We start from the raw sequence: 15,669 nt of genomic DNA, 5'->3' as shown, positions 1-15,669 counted from the left end.
GCATTGGGCGGTAGCCGCGTAAACGGTTGGCAGGAATATAAGTATCCTATGTGCATAGGTGCGGTGCTTGCCAAGCTGCTGTTTTAGCGAGGGATTGGGTGTGCCTGCCCGGGAGGGCCTTGCCCCCGCCACGCCGGGCAGCCGGCGCAACGGAGGCAAGGTCGGGCATAACCCTGGCCGGTGGGAGCGGCGCTTACCAACTGTGGCGATACTGCAAGCCCAGGGACCACAGCGACAGGTCGAAATTGCCGCGTACGCGGAACTTCTGTTCAGCGGCAAAGAAAGGGTAGTCGGCCCGGTTGTAGGCGGTATCGGTGTAATCCACGGCGGCATCATCCATGCGCACATAGGCCAGGCCCACATCCAGCTTGCCGGCCTTGCTGGGGCGCCAGCTCAGGCCGGTGGTCAGCCACAGGCGGTCGGCATCAGGGGTGGAGGGATGGCGCCACTGGGCTGAGCGTACCGGGGTCTGGTCCCAGGCCAGGCCGAACTTCCAGTCCATGCTATCGCTCTGCCGCCAGGTGGTACCCAGGCCCAGACGGGTCGTGTCGCGCCAGTTCTGCACCTGTACCTGGTCGGGGGTATTGCTGATCACGGCCCGCAACTCGTCAAAGCGCTTCCAGCCGGTACGGGTCAGGTCGGCCTGCAGCGACCAGGTCGGGCTCAGTGGCAGGTCGGCAGCCAGTTGCAGGCGCCAGGGCAGCTTGACCTTGGCCGTGGCCGACTGGATTTCTGATTCCAGACTCAAGCCCAGGCCGGCTGCCAGCTCGCTGTAGAGTGGCGGAATATCGACCCGATAGTCACCCTTGGCCTTGGGCGTCATGGCGCTGCGAAAGCTGGCTGCCAGGCTGCCGCCGCCTTCCAGCTGGTACAGCAGGCCCAAGTTGGCCCCCCAGCCCCAGCCATCACCCTTGAGCGTGGCCTTGCCGTCTATCACTGGTATGGCCTGCCCCAGCGCCATTTCGGCAATGCTGGCCTCGTAGCGGAAATCCAGCGCCTTGCTGGCCTCGGCATCGACCAGCGTGGCATTGAGACCCAGGCCCAACGATAGCTGGGGGCTGATGCGCCAAGCCAGGCTGGGGCTGATGTTGAGGCCGGTGAGGACGGTGTCGATGGCGGTATAGCGGCCGGCCCAATTGGCATCGAAGCGGGTTTCGCTGCCAAACGGGGCATACACGCCCACACCCAGTACCAGATCGCGGCTCAGGGGCTGGGCATAGAAAAAGCCGGGCACCACGCCACCCCGGCCGCCATCGCTACCACCGCTGCCGCCCACCGGCCGTATCTCACCGGTAGGCGTGCCCAGCATGCTGCTGGTACCTACGGTGCCGGTGGCGCGGTCCACCAGCCAGGTATCGCTGCCGGTGGCATGAAAACGGGCCGAGAAATCCAGGTAGTTGCCAGCCGCCACCAACTGCGGCCCCTGCACCCGTATCAGGGCTGCAGGATTGTGGAAGACGGCGCTGGCGTCGTCGGTGACGGCGGCGGCGCCAGCCCAGGCATTGCCCATGCCGGCGGCGCCCTGTTCATCCAGGGCAAAGCCGCTGGCCTGTACGGTGGGTAGCAGGGCCAGCGCCACCAGGGTGGCCAGGGTCTGTTGCTGCTTCATGTGTGCTCCTCGTTATTGTTGGTGTGTGATTGCGATCATGCGGTCTTGTCGCGGCCTTGCCCGGTAAAGGGACAAGGCCGTGCGTGGTTGAGGCTCTTAATAGACGGTAAAGCTGCGGCTGCTGCCCGAGAGCCCGTAGATCTGGCCGTTCCAGCCATTCTTGTAGTTACCCAGGTGGACAATCCGGTACTGCCCCGGCGCGGTATCCAGTGGTATCTGCCACTGTATGCGGGCCTGCGAAGTGCCCCATACCGGGTCTATGCGTACCCAGTGGTAGCGCGTGCTCCAGTCGTCGTCGCTGGCCACCCGGCGCCAGCTGCTGCCGTCCCAGCGCTCGATACTGACAAAGGTGTTGTTGCGGCGCAGGTTGTTCTTGGGGTGGCCAGTCCAGAACCAGGCTTCAGCCGTCTGGCCACGGCTGTAACTGGCCGCCGCATCGCGATCCAGCTGGCCGAACGATTTGAAGATAGGCGTGTTATCCAATACCACGCCGGTCTGCAGGCTCATCTGGTTGCCGGAGAGATCGCGCGGTTGCGGGCCTGCGGCGACTGCCTGGCCATTGCGCAGGGCTGTGGCCAGATCCTGGTACAGCTGGGCATAGGCCGGCAGGGTGCGGCGGCCAAAGTGGGTGGAGGCCCCCTCGTAATGCTGGGCGTCATACTCCTCCGGGGTGGCCACATAGCCGGCATAGGCATTGGTATAGCCGGCAAAGATCACATTCCCCAGCGGCAGCCCCATGGCCTGGGCCACGGTCTCGCGCACACGGCGGCCGGCCATGACGGTGAACTCGCCTGGCCCGGCCACGATGGCCAGCTGGCCTATGCGCGCCACCGATACCGGCAGCACTTCAGGCGTCCAGGGGAAGGGCTTTTGCAGGCCGGTGGCGATCATGATGGGTTTGGGGGCCTGGCAGTCCTCCACCGCCTTGGGTGCACCGAACAGCGCGCCGCCCAGTTGGGCCAGGAAGGGGTTGCTGGTCAGGTCGCCTTCGTTGAAGCCGTCCTCGCCCCGGCCGTCCTCGGTACCGGCGGCAAAGGCACGGCCCAATGCGGCCGGGCAGGTCTGGCCACCGCCAAACTCAGGCCGTAGCGCAACCTGCGAGAGATTGGCGTATTGCTGGCGGTAGTCCACCGGCCCGCTCACCAGCTCGCTGGCGCCATTGAACAGGCTGAGGGCACGGCCGGCCTGGCGCTCGCCCAGCAGCCGGGTGTTCTCGTATTCATTGCTGGTGGGGCCGTTACCGTCCAGCCACAGGTTGGGCGTCATATCGCCTGCATTGCTCTGGGCGAAGGCGGCGACAAAATCGTTGCGGCCCTGCTTGCCGTAGACCTGTTTCTCTATGTATTGGGCGGCATAGCCCTTGTTGTCGCCGGAGATCAGGGTATTGCCGGGATGCATGGAGACGCCGTGGGTGGCGAACCAGCTGATCAGCCCGACATCGCGGCCGCCCTGGCTGAAGCGCAGCACGGTCATGGTGGGGTCTATGCTGTGCTGCCAGCGGCTGCGCTCGGTCGCCGGGTTGCGCTCATAGGCCGGTAGCGAGCGGTTGGCGCTGGCATCGAACAACTCGCCCCGTGCCACCCTGATCTCGCCGGGCTTGAGGTCGGCATCGGCAGCCACGATGGCTTCGACTATGCCGTCGACCGCAGCATGGAAGGTGGTGGCGTTGTAGCCCAGGGTGGTGAAGTTATACAGGGCGTAGTGCGAGAAACCGCCAGGGCCGGCGTGGGTATGGGTGGCCGACAGCAGCACGTTCTCGCGGGTATAGCGGTTGCCGAAGCGGGCCTGCAGGCGGTTCAGCACCGCCTGGTGCACGCCCTGGAACACCATGCCCAGGTCGTTGTTGACGAATACCAGGCGGCGGCCTGCTTCATCCTGCACCACAAAGGCTCGCGCCCATTGGCGCATGTGGATGCCGGCGGTTTTCTGGTCCAGCTTGGCATAGCCCATCATGCCGACTTCTGCCGCCTCGCCGGTGATGTCGGCCTTGCCCCGACCAACCAGGTATCCCGCCTGGGCAGGCAGGGTCAGGAACAGTGCGACCAAGCATAGCCAGCGGCCGGAACGCTGTTTGAAAGCATGCATGACGTGTCTCCTTTGTGTGTTTGTGTAACGATGTTATGAATCACGTTTTGGATTTGTCAAACCCCAATTTGATTACGCAAGTAATTGATGTAAAAGCGCAAATTTTGTTGCGATGCAACAGAAATGGTGGCTTGCGCAATACAAAGGTTTTGTGGGATAACATCGTTACAAGAAGGGGAAGAGGAGAGGCGAGTGCAAAGCGATTACGACGCTATCGTGATAGGGGCCGGGGTAGGCGGGGCCAATGCTGCCGCCGAGCTCGCCACCGCCGGCTGGCGCTGCCTGGTCATAGAAGCGGGGGCCTACCATTCGCGGCAGGACTACCCGCGTGGCGAGCTGGACGGCAATACCCGGCTGTTCTGGCATGGCGGCATGGAGCTCAACCGCAGCGCCAGCATCGCCATGCTGCGGGCACGGGTGGTGGGCGGGGGTTCCATCGTCAACCAGGCCCTGCTCGATGAGTTTGACGATGTCGCGCTGGACGACTGGCGTGAGCGTACCGGCTTTGCCTGGCTGGACCAGGCGGGCATGGCCCCCTGGTATGCCCGCGCCCGTGGCGCTTTGCAGATACAGACCGTGCCGCTGGTGCATGCCAACCGTAATGCCCAGCTGTTCAAGCAGGGCTTTGAGCAGTGTGGCTATCAGTGCGCCCCGCTGCAGCGGGGGCAATCGGGCTGCCGGCATGAAGAGGGCAACGACTGCATAGAGTGCCTGTACGGCTGCCGGCTGGACAGCAAGCAATCGACGCCGCTGACCTCGTTACAGACCGCGCTCAAGGCGGGCGCCAAGCTGTTGACCCAGTGTGAGGTCGAGCGGGTGAGCGAAGCCCCCGGCCGGGTAACGGTGCAGGCCAGGCTGGCCGATGGTCGGCCACAGACCTTCCGTGCAGGCCAACTGGTGCTGGCTGCCGGCACCCTGGGCAGCAATACCGTGCTGTTGCGCTCGGGCTATGCTGCCCAACTGCCCAGGCTGGGGCAGGGCTACTACTGCCACCCGCAGTTCATGTACTTCGCCCATTACCGCGAGCCTGTCCTGGCCCACAAGGGGCCGTTCCAGGCCTACAAGTCGGATGATGCCGGGTTCAGGCGGCAGGGTTTCAAGCTGGAAAACGTGTTTTCGCCCCCCATAGGCACCGCCCTGCTGCTGCCGGGCATGGGTGTGGCCCATCAGGCCGACATGGCCGCCATGCGCCACTACGCCTGCATAGAAGTCGCCGTGCGTGACAGCCATCCAGGCCGGCTCAGCTTGGGCCAGGGCGGGCGGCTGCAGATAGACAAGGAACTGGACGCCGAGGACCAGCGCCGCGCAACGGCGGGCTACCAGGCGGTGCAGCGGATATTCCAGGCGACCGGCGCCGAGCGTGTGCTGCCAGGCCGCTTTGGCATAGGCCTGCACCTGATGGGCGGCCTGGGTTTTGCCCGCCGGCCCGAGGAGGGCTGCGTGGGTGAGGACTACAGGCTGTTCGGCAGCCGGCGTATTCAGGTGGCCGATGCCAGCCTGTTCCCCAGTGCGCCCGGTATCAACCCCTCGCTCACCATCATGGCGCTGGCACGCCGCCTGGGGCGACAGATGGCGGAGGCAGCGTGATGCGGCGTGAATCATCCTTGCACCTGGCTGCCACCTTGGGCAGCGTCTATTTCAGCGCCCGCCAGCTACGCGGCCTGAACCGGCTGGGCGATGGCTATTGCCCCGGTGGTGACGGCCTGCCCAGTTTCAGCGCCAGCGGCGCTGGCTGGCAGATAGACCGCCTGGCCGAGGCCATGCACCCGCAGGACAGGGCCGACCTGGGCCTGCTGCTGGATGTGGCGGCCAGCCTGCCCCGCCCCCTGCTCGCCGGCCTGCTGCGCCTGTTCAACCAGGCCGAGCACCTGCGGCTCACCCCCTTGCGGTTGGCCCGGCTGGGTGCGGCAGGGGTGGTCTACTCGCTTTACTACGGCTTTGCCGGCCCCGGCGGCACGCAAGTGCGCGACCGCCTGGGCTGGGATGCCGCCATACGAACCCACATACCGGGAGAACCCGTGATGAACCAGCTCGTGCGCGATGCCGCGCCAGACCTTGCCGTGGACACCACCGAAGTGGCCGCCGTCTTCGACCGTGCCCGCGCCGCCCAACCTGCCATCGCCGCACTGGGGCTGCCGCAGCGGCTGGCGCTGCTGGACCGGCTGGGCCAGGTGGTACTGCGGCGGCGTGAAGAGATCATCGCCCGGGTGAGCCAGGAGACAGGCAAGTGCGCCAGCGATGCCCTGCTGGGCGAGATATTCGCGGTCATCGACAACCTGGAATACCTGCGCCGACATGCGGCCGCCGTGCTGGCCGACCGCAAGATGCCCACGCCGCTGGCCATGCTGGGCAAGCAGTCGCGGGTCTGGTACGAGCCGCTGGGCACCATACTGGTGATCGCGCCCTGGAACTACCCCTTCTACCAGGCCATCGTGCCCATCAGCATCGCCTTTGCCGCTGGCAATGCCGTGGTACACAAGCCATCGGAATACACCCCCCTGGCCGGGCTGGTGGAATCCATCCTGGCCGAAGCCGGCTTTGCGCCGGACTGGGCACAGGTGGTGTACGGCAATGGCCAGATAGGCAGCGCTTGCCTGGCGCAATCGCCCGACAAGCTGTTCTTTACCGGCAGCATCGCCACCGGCAAGCGGGTGATGGCCCAGGCCGCCGAGCTGCTGGTGCCGGTGGAGCTGGAGCTGGGCGGCAAAGACCCCATGCTGGTGTTTGCCGATGCCAATCTGGAGCGCGCCGTGGCCGGTGCCATGTGGGGGGCGTTCACCAATACCGGGCAGAGCTGTACCTCGATTGAACGCTGCTATGTGGCACGGCCGCTCTACGAGCGCTTTGTGGCGCGCCTGGTGGAGCAGACCAGCAAGCTGACCCTGGGCACCGGGCCAGACCATGATATCGGCAGCATGACCACGCCCATGCAGATCGCCATCGTGCGCGAACACCTGGCCGATGCCCTGGCCAAGGGCGCCATGCAGCATACCGGCCTGGATTGGGATGGCGTCAGCCCGGCCATTCCCCCCATCGTGCTGACCCAGGTGAACCACGAGATGCGGGTGATGCAGGAGGAGAGCTTTGGCCCCTTCCTGCCGGTGATGGCGTTCGACAGCGAGGCGGAGGTGGTGCGGCTGGCCAATCAGACCATCTACGGCCTGTCGGCCTGCGTCTGGGGCGGCGACAAGGCCCAGCTGGAGCGCGTGGCGCGGCAGCTCAAGGTGGGCAATGTCTCCATCAACAACCACATGATTACCGAGGGCAACCATGCCCTGCCCTTTGGTGGCGCCAAGCAGAGCGGCATAGGCCGCTTCAAGGGCGAGGACGGCTTGCGCGGCTTCTGCAATACCAAGGCCGTGATGGTGGACGGCAACTCGGCCAAGATCGAGGCCAACTGGTATCCCTTCACCAGCGCCAAATACCAGGCCTTGGACAAGATGACGGTGGCCAGCCGCATGCGCGGCCTGGCGGGCATTATCCGCTTTGCCCTGGCAGGACTGCCGCTGGAATCCCTGGCCAACAAGCTGGGGCGCAAGGGTCGCCAGCCATGAAGCGGGCTGCCGCCATGCCGCCGCAAGCCAGCCAGCCGCAGCACCAACGCTATGCCAGCCTGTTGGATGCGGTGCGCGGCGAGCCCCTGCCCTGCGCCTTGATTGATCTGGACGCATTTGACCGCAACCTGGCTGCCATGGCGGCACGGGCCGGCGGCAAGCCCATACGGGTGGCCAGCAAGTCGCTGCGGGTGCCGGCCCTGCTCAAGCGGGCGCTGGCCTTTGGCCCGGCCTATGGCGGCCTGCTCTGCTACAGCGTGGCCGAGGCTGTTGCCCTGGCCGAACAGGGGCTGGACGACTTGCTGGTGGCCTACCCCACCTGCCAGCCCCAGGCGCTGACCCGCCTGGCCCAGGCTGTTGCAGCTGGCCGCAGTATCGTTGCCATGGCCGATAGCGAGGCGCATCTGGCGGCCTTGCAGGCGGCTGCCCAGCAGGCCGGCACCACGCTGGAGATTGCCTTTGATCTGGACATGAGCCTGGACCTGCCCGGCCTGCACTTTGGCGTTTACCGCTCACCGCTCAATACCCCGGCCAAGCTGCTGGCCCTGCATACCCACCTTGCACGCCACGACCGCCTGCAACTGGTGGGGCTGATGGGCTACGAGGCCCAGATAGCCGGCCTAGGCGAGGCTGTCCCCGGCAAGGCGTTGGAGAATTGGGTGGTGGCCCGCCTCAAGGCCTGGGCCATACCGCGCATTGCCGCCCGCCGCCAGGCCATGGTTGCGGCCTTGCAGCTGGAGGGCGCCCAACTGCGTTTCGTCAACGGCGGCGGCACTGGCAGCCTGGAGAGCACTGCCCAGGATCTCAGCGTGACCGAGCTGGGCGCCGGCTCCGGGCTCTATACCCCGGTCCTGTTCGATCACTTCCGTGGTTTTCAGCACGAGCCCGCCGCCTTCTTTGCCCTGGAAGCTTGCCGCAGTGCCGGTGCCGGCAGCATCACCTGCCAGGGCGGTGGCTATATTGCCTCCGGCGCCATCGAGGCCCGCAAGCAACCCCTCCCGGTCTGGCCCCCTGGCCTGCGCCTGCTGGGCCAGGAAGGCCTGGGCGAAGTCCAGACCCCCTTGTTCGGCGAGCGCTTGCCGGAGGTAGGCAGCCCCGTACTCTTCCGCCCAGCCAAGGCAGGGGAATACCTGGATCGCTTTGATGAAGTCCTGCTGGTACGGGGCGGCAGCATCGTTGACCGGGTGCCGACCTATCGTGGATTGGGATGGCGCTTTTTCTGAAGGGCCGACGACTCAGGCTGCGCTGATGCCCTGGGCCCAGGAGGCTGGACTGCCGTCGTTCAGGTGCCGGATGATCTCGTGCGCATAGATCAAGGTGGGCCGGCCGGCGGCATGCCATCGGCCGGCCCAGACGGGGATACGTTCAGATATCGCCTTCGGCCAGGTTGCCGTTTTCTTCCAGCCAGGCCCGGCGGGACGAGGCTTCGCCCTTGCCCATCAACATGGTCATGATGCGGCGGGTATCGTCCTCGGCTGCGTCGAAATCAATCTGCAGGGTACGGCGGGTATCGGGGTTCATGGTGGTCTCGAACAGCTGTTCGGCGTTCATTTCACCCAGGCCCTTGAAGCGGCTGATACCCCAGCTGCCCTCGCGCACCTTCTCCAGCCGCAGCTTGTCCAGCACGGCTTCCAGCTCGCCATCGTCCAGCGCATAGAACTTGCGTGGCGGCTTGCTCTTGCCTGAGCCCGGTACGTCTATCCGGTACAGCGGCGGCTGGGCGATATGGATATGGCCATGCTTGACCAGCTGCGGAAAGTGCCGGCAGAACAGGGTCAGCAGCAGTACCTGGATATGCGAGCCATCCACGTCGGCATCGCTCATGATCAGGATGCGGCCATAGCGCAGCCCACTGAGGTCTATGGTGCTGTCCAGCTTGTGCGGGTCCACGCCTATGGCCACCGCGATATCGTGGATTTCGTTGTTGCCGAATAATTCGCCGGCATCGACTTCCCAGCTGTTGAGCACCTTGCCGCGCAAGGGCAGGATGGCCTGGAAGTCCTTGTCCCTGCCCTGCTTGGCGCTGCCGCCGGCCGAATCACCCTCGACCAGGAACAGCTCGCGCCGGCCCACATCTTCGCTGGTGCAGTCGGTCAGCTTGCCCGGCAGCACGGCCACCCCGCTGGTCTTCTTCTTGATGACGGTCTTGGCCGCCTTCATGCGGCTTTGGGCCTGGCGTATCGCCAGCTCGGCCAGCTTCTTGCCGTAGTCCAGGTGTTCGTTCAGCCACAGCTCGAACGGATCGCGCACCTGGGTAGATACCAGCCGCAGGGCATCGCGGCTGGATAGCCGCTCCTTGGTCTGGCCCTGGAACTGCGGGTCCAACACCTTGGCGCTCAATACAAAGGAGGCCCGCGCAAACAGGTCTTCCGGCAGCAGCTTGACGCCCTTGGGCAGCAGGTTGTGCAGGTCGATGAAATTCTTGATGGCATTGAATACCCCATCGCGCAGACCCGTCTCATGGGTGCCGCCCGAAGGGGTGGGGATCAGGTTGACGTAGCTCTCACGGGCAATACCGCCCTCTTCCGTCCAGGTAATCACCCAGGCGGCGCCTTCGCCGGTAGAGAAGCTCTCGTTGGCCTCGGCGATATAGCGCTCGCCACGGAACAGCGGCACGATCAGGTCGGCACCGCTCAACTGCTCGTTCAGGTAGCCGGTCAAGCCGTCCGGATAGGTCCAGCTCTGGGTATCGCGGCTGCCATCCTTCTTCTCGATGGTCAGCGTGACGGTAATGCCGGGCAGCAGCACCGCCTTGGAGCGCAGGATATGCGCCAGCTCGCCCATGGGGATGGCTGGCGTATCGAAATACTTGGCATCGGGCCAGCAGCGCACGGTCGTACCGGTGTTCTTCTTGCCCACTTCCTTGACGATGGCTAGCGGCTCGATCACAAAGCCATCGCCAAAGGCCAGTGCATGCTCGGCGCCATCGCGCTTGACCCGTACTTCCAGCCGGGTGGAGAGCGCGTTGGTGACGCTGACGCCCACGCCATGCAAGCCGCCCGAGAAGCTGTAGGCTCCGCCGTCCTTCTTGTTGAACTTGCCGCCCGCATGCAGTTGGGTGAACACCACTTCCACCGTAGGGACACCCATTTCCGGGTGTATGCCCACCGGTATACCCCGGCCATCGTCGGCCACGCCGATGGAGCCATCCTGGTAGACCACCACCTCGATACTCTTGGCGTAGCCTGCCAGCGCCTCGTCGGCGGCGTTGTCTATGACTTCCTGGATGATATGGAGCGGATGTTCGGTACGGGTGTACATGCCGGGCCGGTGTTTTACCGGCTCCAGACCCTTGAGTACCTTGACGGAGGATTCGTCGTATTGCGGGGCGGCGGCCATTACGGTCTTTCTATTGCTGCAGTTGCGCGGAGTCTAGGGGCGCGAGCCTGCCGGGGCAAGTCCGGCGGGCGCCCTGGGTGTAGCGGGTCTTGATAGAAGCGGTTCAGCCTGGCCCTCCCCGCCTGGGGTAGGCCAGGCAGGGGCGGCGGGTGGGGCTTACTGCGGCGTGCCACCCAGCACGATATTGAATTCACGGCCCGGCTCCAGCGCCAGCATGGGCAGCAGGGTCTCGCTGCTGCGCACTTCACGCACGGCATCGCCTTCCACCCTGGGCGCCTTGTCGCCACCCATCAGGTCGTCGGTCAGCCCCATCGAGGCACGGCCCAGAGCCGATTTGGCGGCCCGCTGCAGGAAATTCTGCTTGGCTTGCGCACCCACCCCCATCAACAGCAGATCCTTGGCGGTCTGCCCCCACAGCAAAGGCGCCTTGATGCCATTGCGGGCATCCTTGTCCGCCGCAAAGCCACGCACGGCCCGGCTGGCGATCTCGCGCCCCTGGCCATCAAAGCAACGCAACAGGCGCGGCTGCACGGTAATCCGCTCAGACGCCAGATTGGCCCAGCCCTCGGCCTCGAACACACACTCGCTGGCACCTTGCACCGGCTGCGGCAGCCGCGCCAGATCGGTCACCTTGAGGATGAACTGGGCCGGCGTAGCCTGGCCGCTCAGGCCCGCCGCCACATCGGCACCAATCAAGGTGCTGACCGGCACCCCCCGCGCCCAGGCCGGCGGCAACTGCACCGGTGCGGCGGCAGGCTGGTCGGCAGCGTGCAGCAAGGGAGATAGCAACAGGGCGGCAAGTAGGCTAGGCAGGTGGCGCATGGCGGTATCGATGGCTTAGGCGTAATGGAGCCCAGATAGTAGACCAGGCGAGGCAAAGCAGAAAGCTAGTGCGGGACTGGATTTTGTTTAGTAGGTTGCCTGAACAGGGGGGTGTTTCCCAGCGTGCATGCACTAGCAGCGTGGCATCACGTTCAAGTCTGGCTTGCAGCGCGGTGCGGTCAAAGAGTGCTGCAGGCCTCCATAGTGGCGCGATGTATTGCAGACACGACTCGGCGCATGTATTCGAAGTCCAAGTCGTTCAGCGCAACGATATGCAGATTCATGGTGGTAACGACGTCCCCGTGCTTGATGTTGAATGCTTTGCCATCCGCATGGCCAAGCATTTTGTCTCTCGCGTTCTTACAGGCAGTAACGAACTCATCGTACTGTTTTTTATCGTCTCTGGTGGTAAACACGCTTGAGGTGATGCGCTCCAGGTATTCCTTGCGGAAAGCGTTATCGTTACTTGCGACGTTTCCGGGGTCACTGTTTCCCGGGCCGGAAACCTGGCAGAAGAGAATGACAGCAAGCATTCTTAAGTATTCACTCAGCTGTGAGCAGTGAAGGCTTGACGGGAATTCCTTGGAGCATCGACGTTGAAAATCACGGATATCGGAGAGTAAGAGAGGACGTGCAGAACCGCCGTCCTTTGCCAAGCGGTCTTGTTGTTGTGCCTTGCTCCAATCGCTATCTTTGGCGCGGGCGCGCTCCGAGTCTCGCTCCTGTACAGTCAACTGATCGAGAGCCAGTATCCGCTCGCACTCTTCAAGTGCTGCAGCATATAGGCTGAGTCTGCCTAATGTGGCCTGGGTGGATTGTGCGGCGTCCATGAACTGCCTCCATTCCCTCCGAGTTTAGTTTGGTTACACCGCTGCTGCTCGGAGGAAGGGCTATGCCCATTGACTGCTATTGACTGTTGGGGTGCGTGCCACCCCACGCGATCTGTTTGCTCAGTAGCTGCGACGCGCTTGGATTCAGGCTACTTGCAGGAAGTGCGGCTTAATCCCTACGGGAGTGCGCTGGGCCAGATCAAAAACCAAAAGGCCCTAGGTGCTTTCGCGCCTAAGGCCTTGATGTTCTTGGTTGCGGGAACAGGACTCGAACCTGTGACCTTCGGGTTATGAGCCCGACGAGCTGCCAACTGCTCCATCCCGCGACAGAGAGGAAAGATTATGTCGGATACTTGATGGGTCGTCAAGCACTGTGTGCAATTAAATGTCAGACGGTCCAGTTTACCCAGCCTGTGTAGGCGGTGAGCAACACCACAAAGCCGAAGGCGATGCGGTACCAGGCGAAGACCACGAAGGTGTGGCTGGCGATAAAGCGCAGCAGGGCGCGTACGGCGATCAGGGCGAAGACGAAGCTGGCGACCAGGCCGACACCGAACACCGGGATGTCTTGTGCGGTCATGACGGGCAGGTGCTTGTACAGGCTATAGAGCGAGGCGGTGCCCAGTACCGGGATGCCGAGGAGGAAGGAGAATTCGGTGGCGGCCTGGCGGGACAAGCCGAAGAATAGCCCGCCTATGATGGTGGAGCCGGAGCGGGAGGTGCCCGGTATCAGGGCCAGGCATTGTGCCAGGCCGACCTTGAGGGCCATGCCGGGGGTGATGTCGTCCATGGTCTGGGCGCTGATGCTGTGCTGGCGCTTTTCGGCCCACAGGATGATGAGGCCGCCCACGATAAAGCTGATGGCCACGCAGATGGGGTTGAACAGCACGGCCTTGATCTGGCTGCCGAACAGCTTGCCCAGCGCCAAGGCCGGTATGGCGGCGATGGCAAGGTTGAGCAGCAGTTGCCGGCCAGGGCCGGGCTGGCGGGCGCCGGCTGCGGCCTGTATCAGCCGGCTGCGGTATTCCCAGGCCACGGCCAGGATGGCACCCAGCTGGATGAAGATTTCGTAGACGTCGCGTTTTTCCTTGTCCAGGAAATCCAGCAGGTGGCCGGTCAGTATCAGGTGGCCGGTGCTGGAGATGGGCAGGAACTCGGTGAGCCCCTCGACGATGCCCATGATGAGCGACTTGAACAGCAGCAGAAAATCCATGGCGGGGTGGTCTTGCAAGGTAAGGAGTTAGGGGGCAATGCCACGGCTGGTTGCCGTGGGAGGGCATGGTAGGGAGCTTGCACCGCTTCATCAAGCCTGCCCTGCCGGGTGCTGTGGGCAGGGTGGCCGTGGGCTGTCAGCCGCTGCCGGATATATTATCCGGGGCGCCGATACCCGGTGTTGGGTGCTGTGGATTATCGTCTAGACTGGATTGAACCCGCTCGATTAGAGGTGGGGTCGAGCCTGGAGTTTCCTACATGATCAAGCGTGTTCCCTCCAAAGAACTCAAGGTCGGGATGTATATCCACGACCTGGGTGCCGACTGGTCCCAGCACCCCTTCATGCGCTCGGCGTTTCCGATCAAGTCGGAAAAAGAAATAGAAACCATCATCAAGTGCGCCATTCCTGAAGTCTACATCGACACCGACCGGGGCCTTGATGTTCCCGATGCGCCTACCCAGGAAGAAGTGCAGACTGCCCTGCAGGCCGAGATGATCGCCATTGCTGAGAGCGAGCCTGCCCCCCGTATACGGATATCGACTGCCGAGGAAATGGGGCGTGCCCGCGCCATCAAGAGCCAGGCCGCCAACCTGGTGCGCAATGTGATGCAGGATGCGCGGCTGGGCAAGGCAGTCAATATGGAGGCGGTGGAGCCGGTGGTGGCAGGCATCACCGAGTCGATACTGCGCAATTCCGGTGCGCTGATCGGGCTGATGCATATCAAGAACAAGGACGACTATACCTTTCTGCATTCGGTCAGTGTCTGTACCTTTATGGTGGCGTTCTGCCGCTCGGTCGGGCTGGATGCCGAGACCACCCGGCAGGCGGGCCTGGGCGGTCTACTGCACGATACCGGCAAGGCACTGGTGCCGGACGGCATACTGAACAAGCCGGGGCGGCTTACCGACGAGGAGTTCGAGATCGTCCGCCGCCATCCGCGCGACGGCTACGAGATACTGCTCAAGACCCCAGGCGTGGGGCCGATTCCGCTAGATATCACCCTGCACCACCACGAACGGGTGGATGGTTCGGGCTATCCGGACAAACAGGCGGCCGACCAGATCAGCACGCTGGCCAAGATGTGCGCCATTGTCGATGTCTACGACGCCATTACGGCAGACCGCTGTTATCACAAGGGCATGCCGCCCACGGATGCGCTGCGCAAGATTTTCGAATGGAGCAAGTTCCATTTCGAGCCCGACCTGGTCAAGGCCTTTATGCGCTGCGTCGGCATCTATCCGGTAGGCACGCTGGTGCTACTGGAAAGCGGCCGGCTGGGCCTGGTGACCGAACACAATGAAGAAAGCCTGCTACAGCCCAAGGTCAAGGTGATCTTCGATACCAAGAAGGGCTATCTGCCGCCGACCGAGATTGATCTGGCCAAGCCTACTGGCAAAACGGGGGCGGACAAGATCGTCAGCCATGAGAGCCCGTCCAAGTGGAAGATCGATACCCAGCGGTTTCTGTAGACCTAGTGTAGTGGCCACCTTGCCGCTGGGGTGAACTCGCCGGTTTCCCGCTCCAGCCAGCCCAGATAATGCATGGCTTGTTCGCGGCTGTTGCCGCACATCTCCTGGCTGGGCTGCAGCCCACTGCAGACGGCCGGCCGCTCGGGTTTGCCGAACAGTTTGCATAGATCGCGCTCATCCAGCTGCACGCAACGCTCCCCCGCCCGCTTGCCATGGGGCATGCCGGGTATGGGGGAGGAGATCGACGGCGCGATGCAGCAGGCGGCGCAGCCCAGGCGGCATTCCATCATTTGCCCAACCTGTCGCCATAGTTGACCAGCAATACGCCAACCACCACCAGCAGGGCACCCGCCAGCCGTGCGGGCGAGACCTCGCGCACGGCCAAGCCTAGCCAGCCGTAGCGGTCAAACAGCAGGGACAGCAGTATCTGGCCGGCGATGATGAGCGACAGCATGGCCGCTACGCCTATGCGTGGGGCCAGCAGGGTGGTGCCAAAGACAAACAGGGCGCCCATGAGCCCGCCGCTGAGCTGCCAGCCGCTGACCTGGCCCAGGCCCGCCAGGCCGGACCAGCGTTGGCCGGTCAGGGCGGCGATCAGCAGCAGGGCCAGGGTGCCGACGGCGAAGGACAGCAGTGCGGCCAGCAGAGTGCTGCCGCCGATCTGCAGCTTGAGCTGGTTGTTGATGGCGGCCTGCAGCGGCACCACACAGCCTATGGCGAAGGCAAATAGATAGTAAAGCGTAGTCAT

12 protein-coding genes and 1 tRNA gene are annotated in these 15,669 nt (G+C 63.9%); 4 read left to right on the top strand and 9 right to left on the bottom strand.

The features are described from left to right. Positions 1-193: 193 nt before the first annotated feature. Both V7714_RS09535 and V7714_RS09530 read right to left on the bottom strand, forming a co-directional pair. Entirely contained in the window at positions 194-1,609 is a 1,416-nt protein-coding gene (locus V7714_RS09535; protein ID WP_335709504.1) for an OmpP1/FadL family transporter, read from the bottom strand. Positions 1,610-1,705: 96 nt separating this feature from the next. After that, entirely contained in the window at positions 1,706-3,694 is a 1,989-nt protein-coding gene (locus V7714_RS09530) for a neutral/alkaline ceramidase (protein ID WP_335709503.1), read from the bottom strand. A gap of 192 nt (positions 3,695-3,886) precedes the next feature. On the opposite strand from V7714_RS09530, the gene V7714_RS09525 reads away from it, so the two are divergent. The 3 genes from V7714_RS09525 to V7714_RS09515 are packed head-to-tail and all read left to right on the top strand — an operon-like array spanning position 3,887 to position 8,471. Further along, the gene (locus tag V7714_RS09525; protein WP_335709502.1) at positions 3,887-5,281 is read left to right on the top strand and encodes an FAD-dependent oxidoreductase; all 1,395 of its coding nucleotides are present in this window, start codon (positions 3,887-3,889) and stop codon (positions 5,279-5,281) included. Beyond that, entirely contained in the window at positions 5,281-7,248 is a 1,968-nt protein-coding gene (locus tag V7714_RS09520) for an aldehyde dehydrogenase family protein (protein ID WP_335709614.1), read from the top strand. Before V7714_RS09525 ends, V7714_RS09520 begins: the two co-directional genes overlap by 1 nt. After that, positions 7,245-8,471 (top strand): alanine racemase, encoded by a 1,227-nt coding sequence (locus V7714_RS09515; RefSeq protein ID WP_335709501.1) that lies wholly within the window; start codon positions 7,245-7,247, stop codon positions 8,469-8,471. Before V7714_RS09520 ends, V7714_RS09515 begins: the two co-directional genes overlap by 4 nt. Positions 8,472-8,613: 142 nt before the next feature. Here V7714_RS09515 and parE read toward each other — a convergent pair whose 3' ends face one another. The 5 genes from parE to V7714_RS09490 all read right to left on the bottom strand — a co-directional run bounded on the left by parE (position 8,614) and on the right by V7714_RS09490 (position 13,452). Then, on the bottom strand, positions 8,614-10,587 hold the full coding sequence (gene parE / locus V7714_RS09510) for a DNA topoisomerase IV subunit B (RefSeq protein WP_335709500.1): 1,974 nt from the start codon (positions 10,585-10,587) through the stop codon (positions 8,614-8,616). Positions 10,588-10,743: 156 nt separating this feature from the next. Continuing rightward, positions 10,744-11,409 (bottom strand): hypothetical protein, encoded by a 666-nt coding sequence (locus tag V7714_RS09505; RefSeq protein ID WP_335709499.1) that lies wholly within the window; start codon positions 11,407-11,409, stop codon positions 10,744-10,746. 179 nt (positions 11,410-11,588) lie between these two features. Then, positions 11,589-12,239 carry a hypothetical protein gene (locus V7714_RS09500; RefSeq protein WP_335709498.1) on the bottom strand — a complete coding sequence of 217 codons (651 nt, stop codon included), beginning with the start codon at positions 12,237-12,239 and terminating at the stop codon, positions 11,589-11,591. A 250-nt stretch (positions 12,240-12,489) separates the two neighbouring features. Further along, positions 12,490-12,565: transfer RNA gene (locus V7714_RS09495), tRNA-Met, on the bottom strand. A 62-nt stretch (positions 12,566-12,627) separates the two neighbouring features. Beyond that, on the bottom strand, positions 12,628-13,452 hold the full coding sequence (locus tag V7714_RS09490; RefSeq protein WP_335709497.1) for an undecaprenyl-diphosphate phosphatase: 825 nt from the start codon (positions 13,450-13,452) through the stop codon (positions 12,628-12,630). Positions 13,453-13,709: 257 nt separating this feature from the next. Here V7714_RS09490 and V7714_RS09485 point away from each other — a divergent pair, with 257 nt between their 5' ends. Next, a complete protein-coding gene (locus tag V7714_RS09485) occupies positions 13,710-14,921 on the top strand; it encodes an HD-GYP domain-containing protein (RefSeq protein ID WP_335709496.1) in 1,212 nt (403 codons plus the stop codon). A 2-nt stretch (positions 14,922-14,923) separates the two neighbouring features. Here V7714_RS09485 and V7714_RS09480 read toward each other — a convergent pair whose 3' ends face one another. Both V7714_RS09480 and V7714_RS09475 read right to left on the bottom strand, forming a co-directional pair. Continuing rightward, a complete protein-coding gene (locus V7714_RS09480) occupies positions 14,924-15,211 on the bottom strand; it encodes a YkgJ family cysteine cluster protein (RefSeq protein ID WP_335709495.1) in 288 nt (95 codons plus the stop codon). Beyond that, positions 15,208-15,669, bottom strand: coding sequence for a DMT family transporter (locus V7714_RS09475; RefSeq protein WP_335709494.1), 462 nt, complete (start codon positions 15,667-15,669; stop codon positions 15,208-15,210). The genes V7714_RS09480 and V7714_RS09475 overlap by 4 nt, the downstream gene beginning before the upstream one ends.

Source organism: Chitinimonas sp. JJ19 (assembly GCF_036961565.1).
In the GTDB taxonomy this organism is placed as follows: Bacteria; Pseudomonadota; Gammaproteobacteria; order Burkholderiales; family Chitinimonadaceae; genus Chitinimonas.
The sequence above is the reverse complement of the archived record's forward strand: the minus strand, read 5'-3'. Positions and strand labels throughout refer to the sequence as shown.

Excerpts from the sequence above, each read along its gene's own strand:
- V7714_RS09500 (WP_335709498.1), bottom strand. The coding sequence starts at position 12,239 with ATGGACGCCGCACAATCCACCCAGGCCACATTAGGCAGACTCAGCCTA.
- V7714_RS09535 (WP_335709504.1), bottom strand. The coding sequence starts at position 1,609 with ATGAAGCAGCAACAGACCCTGGCCACCCTGGTGGCGCTGGCCCTGCTA.
- V7714_RS09480 (WP_335709495.1), bottom strand. The coding sequence starts at position 15,211 with ATGATGGAATGCCGCCTGGGCTGCGCCGCCTGCTGCATCGCGCCGTCG.
- V7714_RS09475 (WP_335709494.1), bottom strand. The coding sequence starts at position 15,669 with ATGACTACGCTTTACTATCTATTTGCCTTCGCCATAGGCTGTGTGGTG.
- V7714_RS09520 (WP_335709614.1), top strand. The coding sequence starts at position 5,281 with ATGCGGCGTGAATCATCCTTGCACCTGGCTGCCACCTTGGGCAGCGTC.
- V7714_RS09530 (WP_335709503.1), bottom strand. The coding sequence starts at position 3,694 with ATGCATGCTTTCAAACAGCGTTCCGGCCGCTGGCTATGCTTGGTCGCA.
- V7714_RS09505 (WP_335709499.1), bottom strand. The coding sequence starts at position 11,409 with ATGCGCCACCTGCCTAGCCTACTTGCCGCCCTGTTGCTATCTCCCTTG.
- V7714_RS09485 (WP_335709496.1), top strand. The coding sequence starts at position 13,710 with ATGATCAAGCGTGTTCCCTCCAAAGAACTCAAGGTCGGGATGTATATC.
- V7714_RS09490 (WP_335709497.1), bottom strand. The coding sequence starts at position 13,452 with ATGGATTTTCTGCTGCTGTTCAAGTCGCTCATCATGGGCATCGTCGAG.
- V7714_RS09515 (WP_335709501.1), top strand. The coding sequence starts at position 7,245 with ATGAAGCGGGCTGCCGCCATGCCGCCGCAAGCCAGCCAGCCGCAGCAC.
- parE (WP_335709500.1), bottom strand. The coding sequence starts at position 10,587 with ATGGCCGCCGCCCCGCAATACGACGAATCCTCCGTCAAGGTACTCAAG.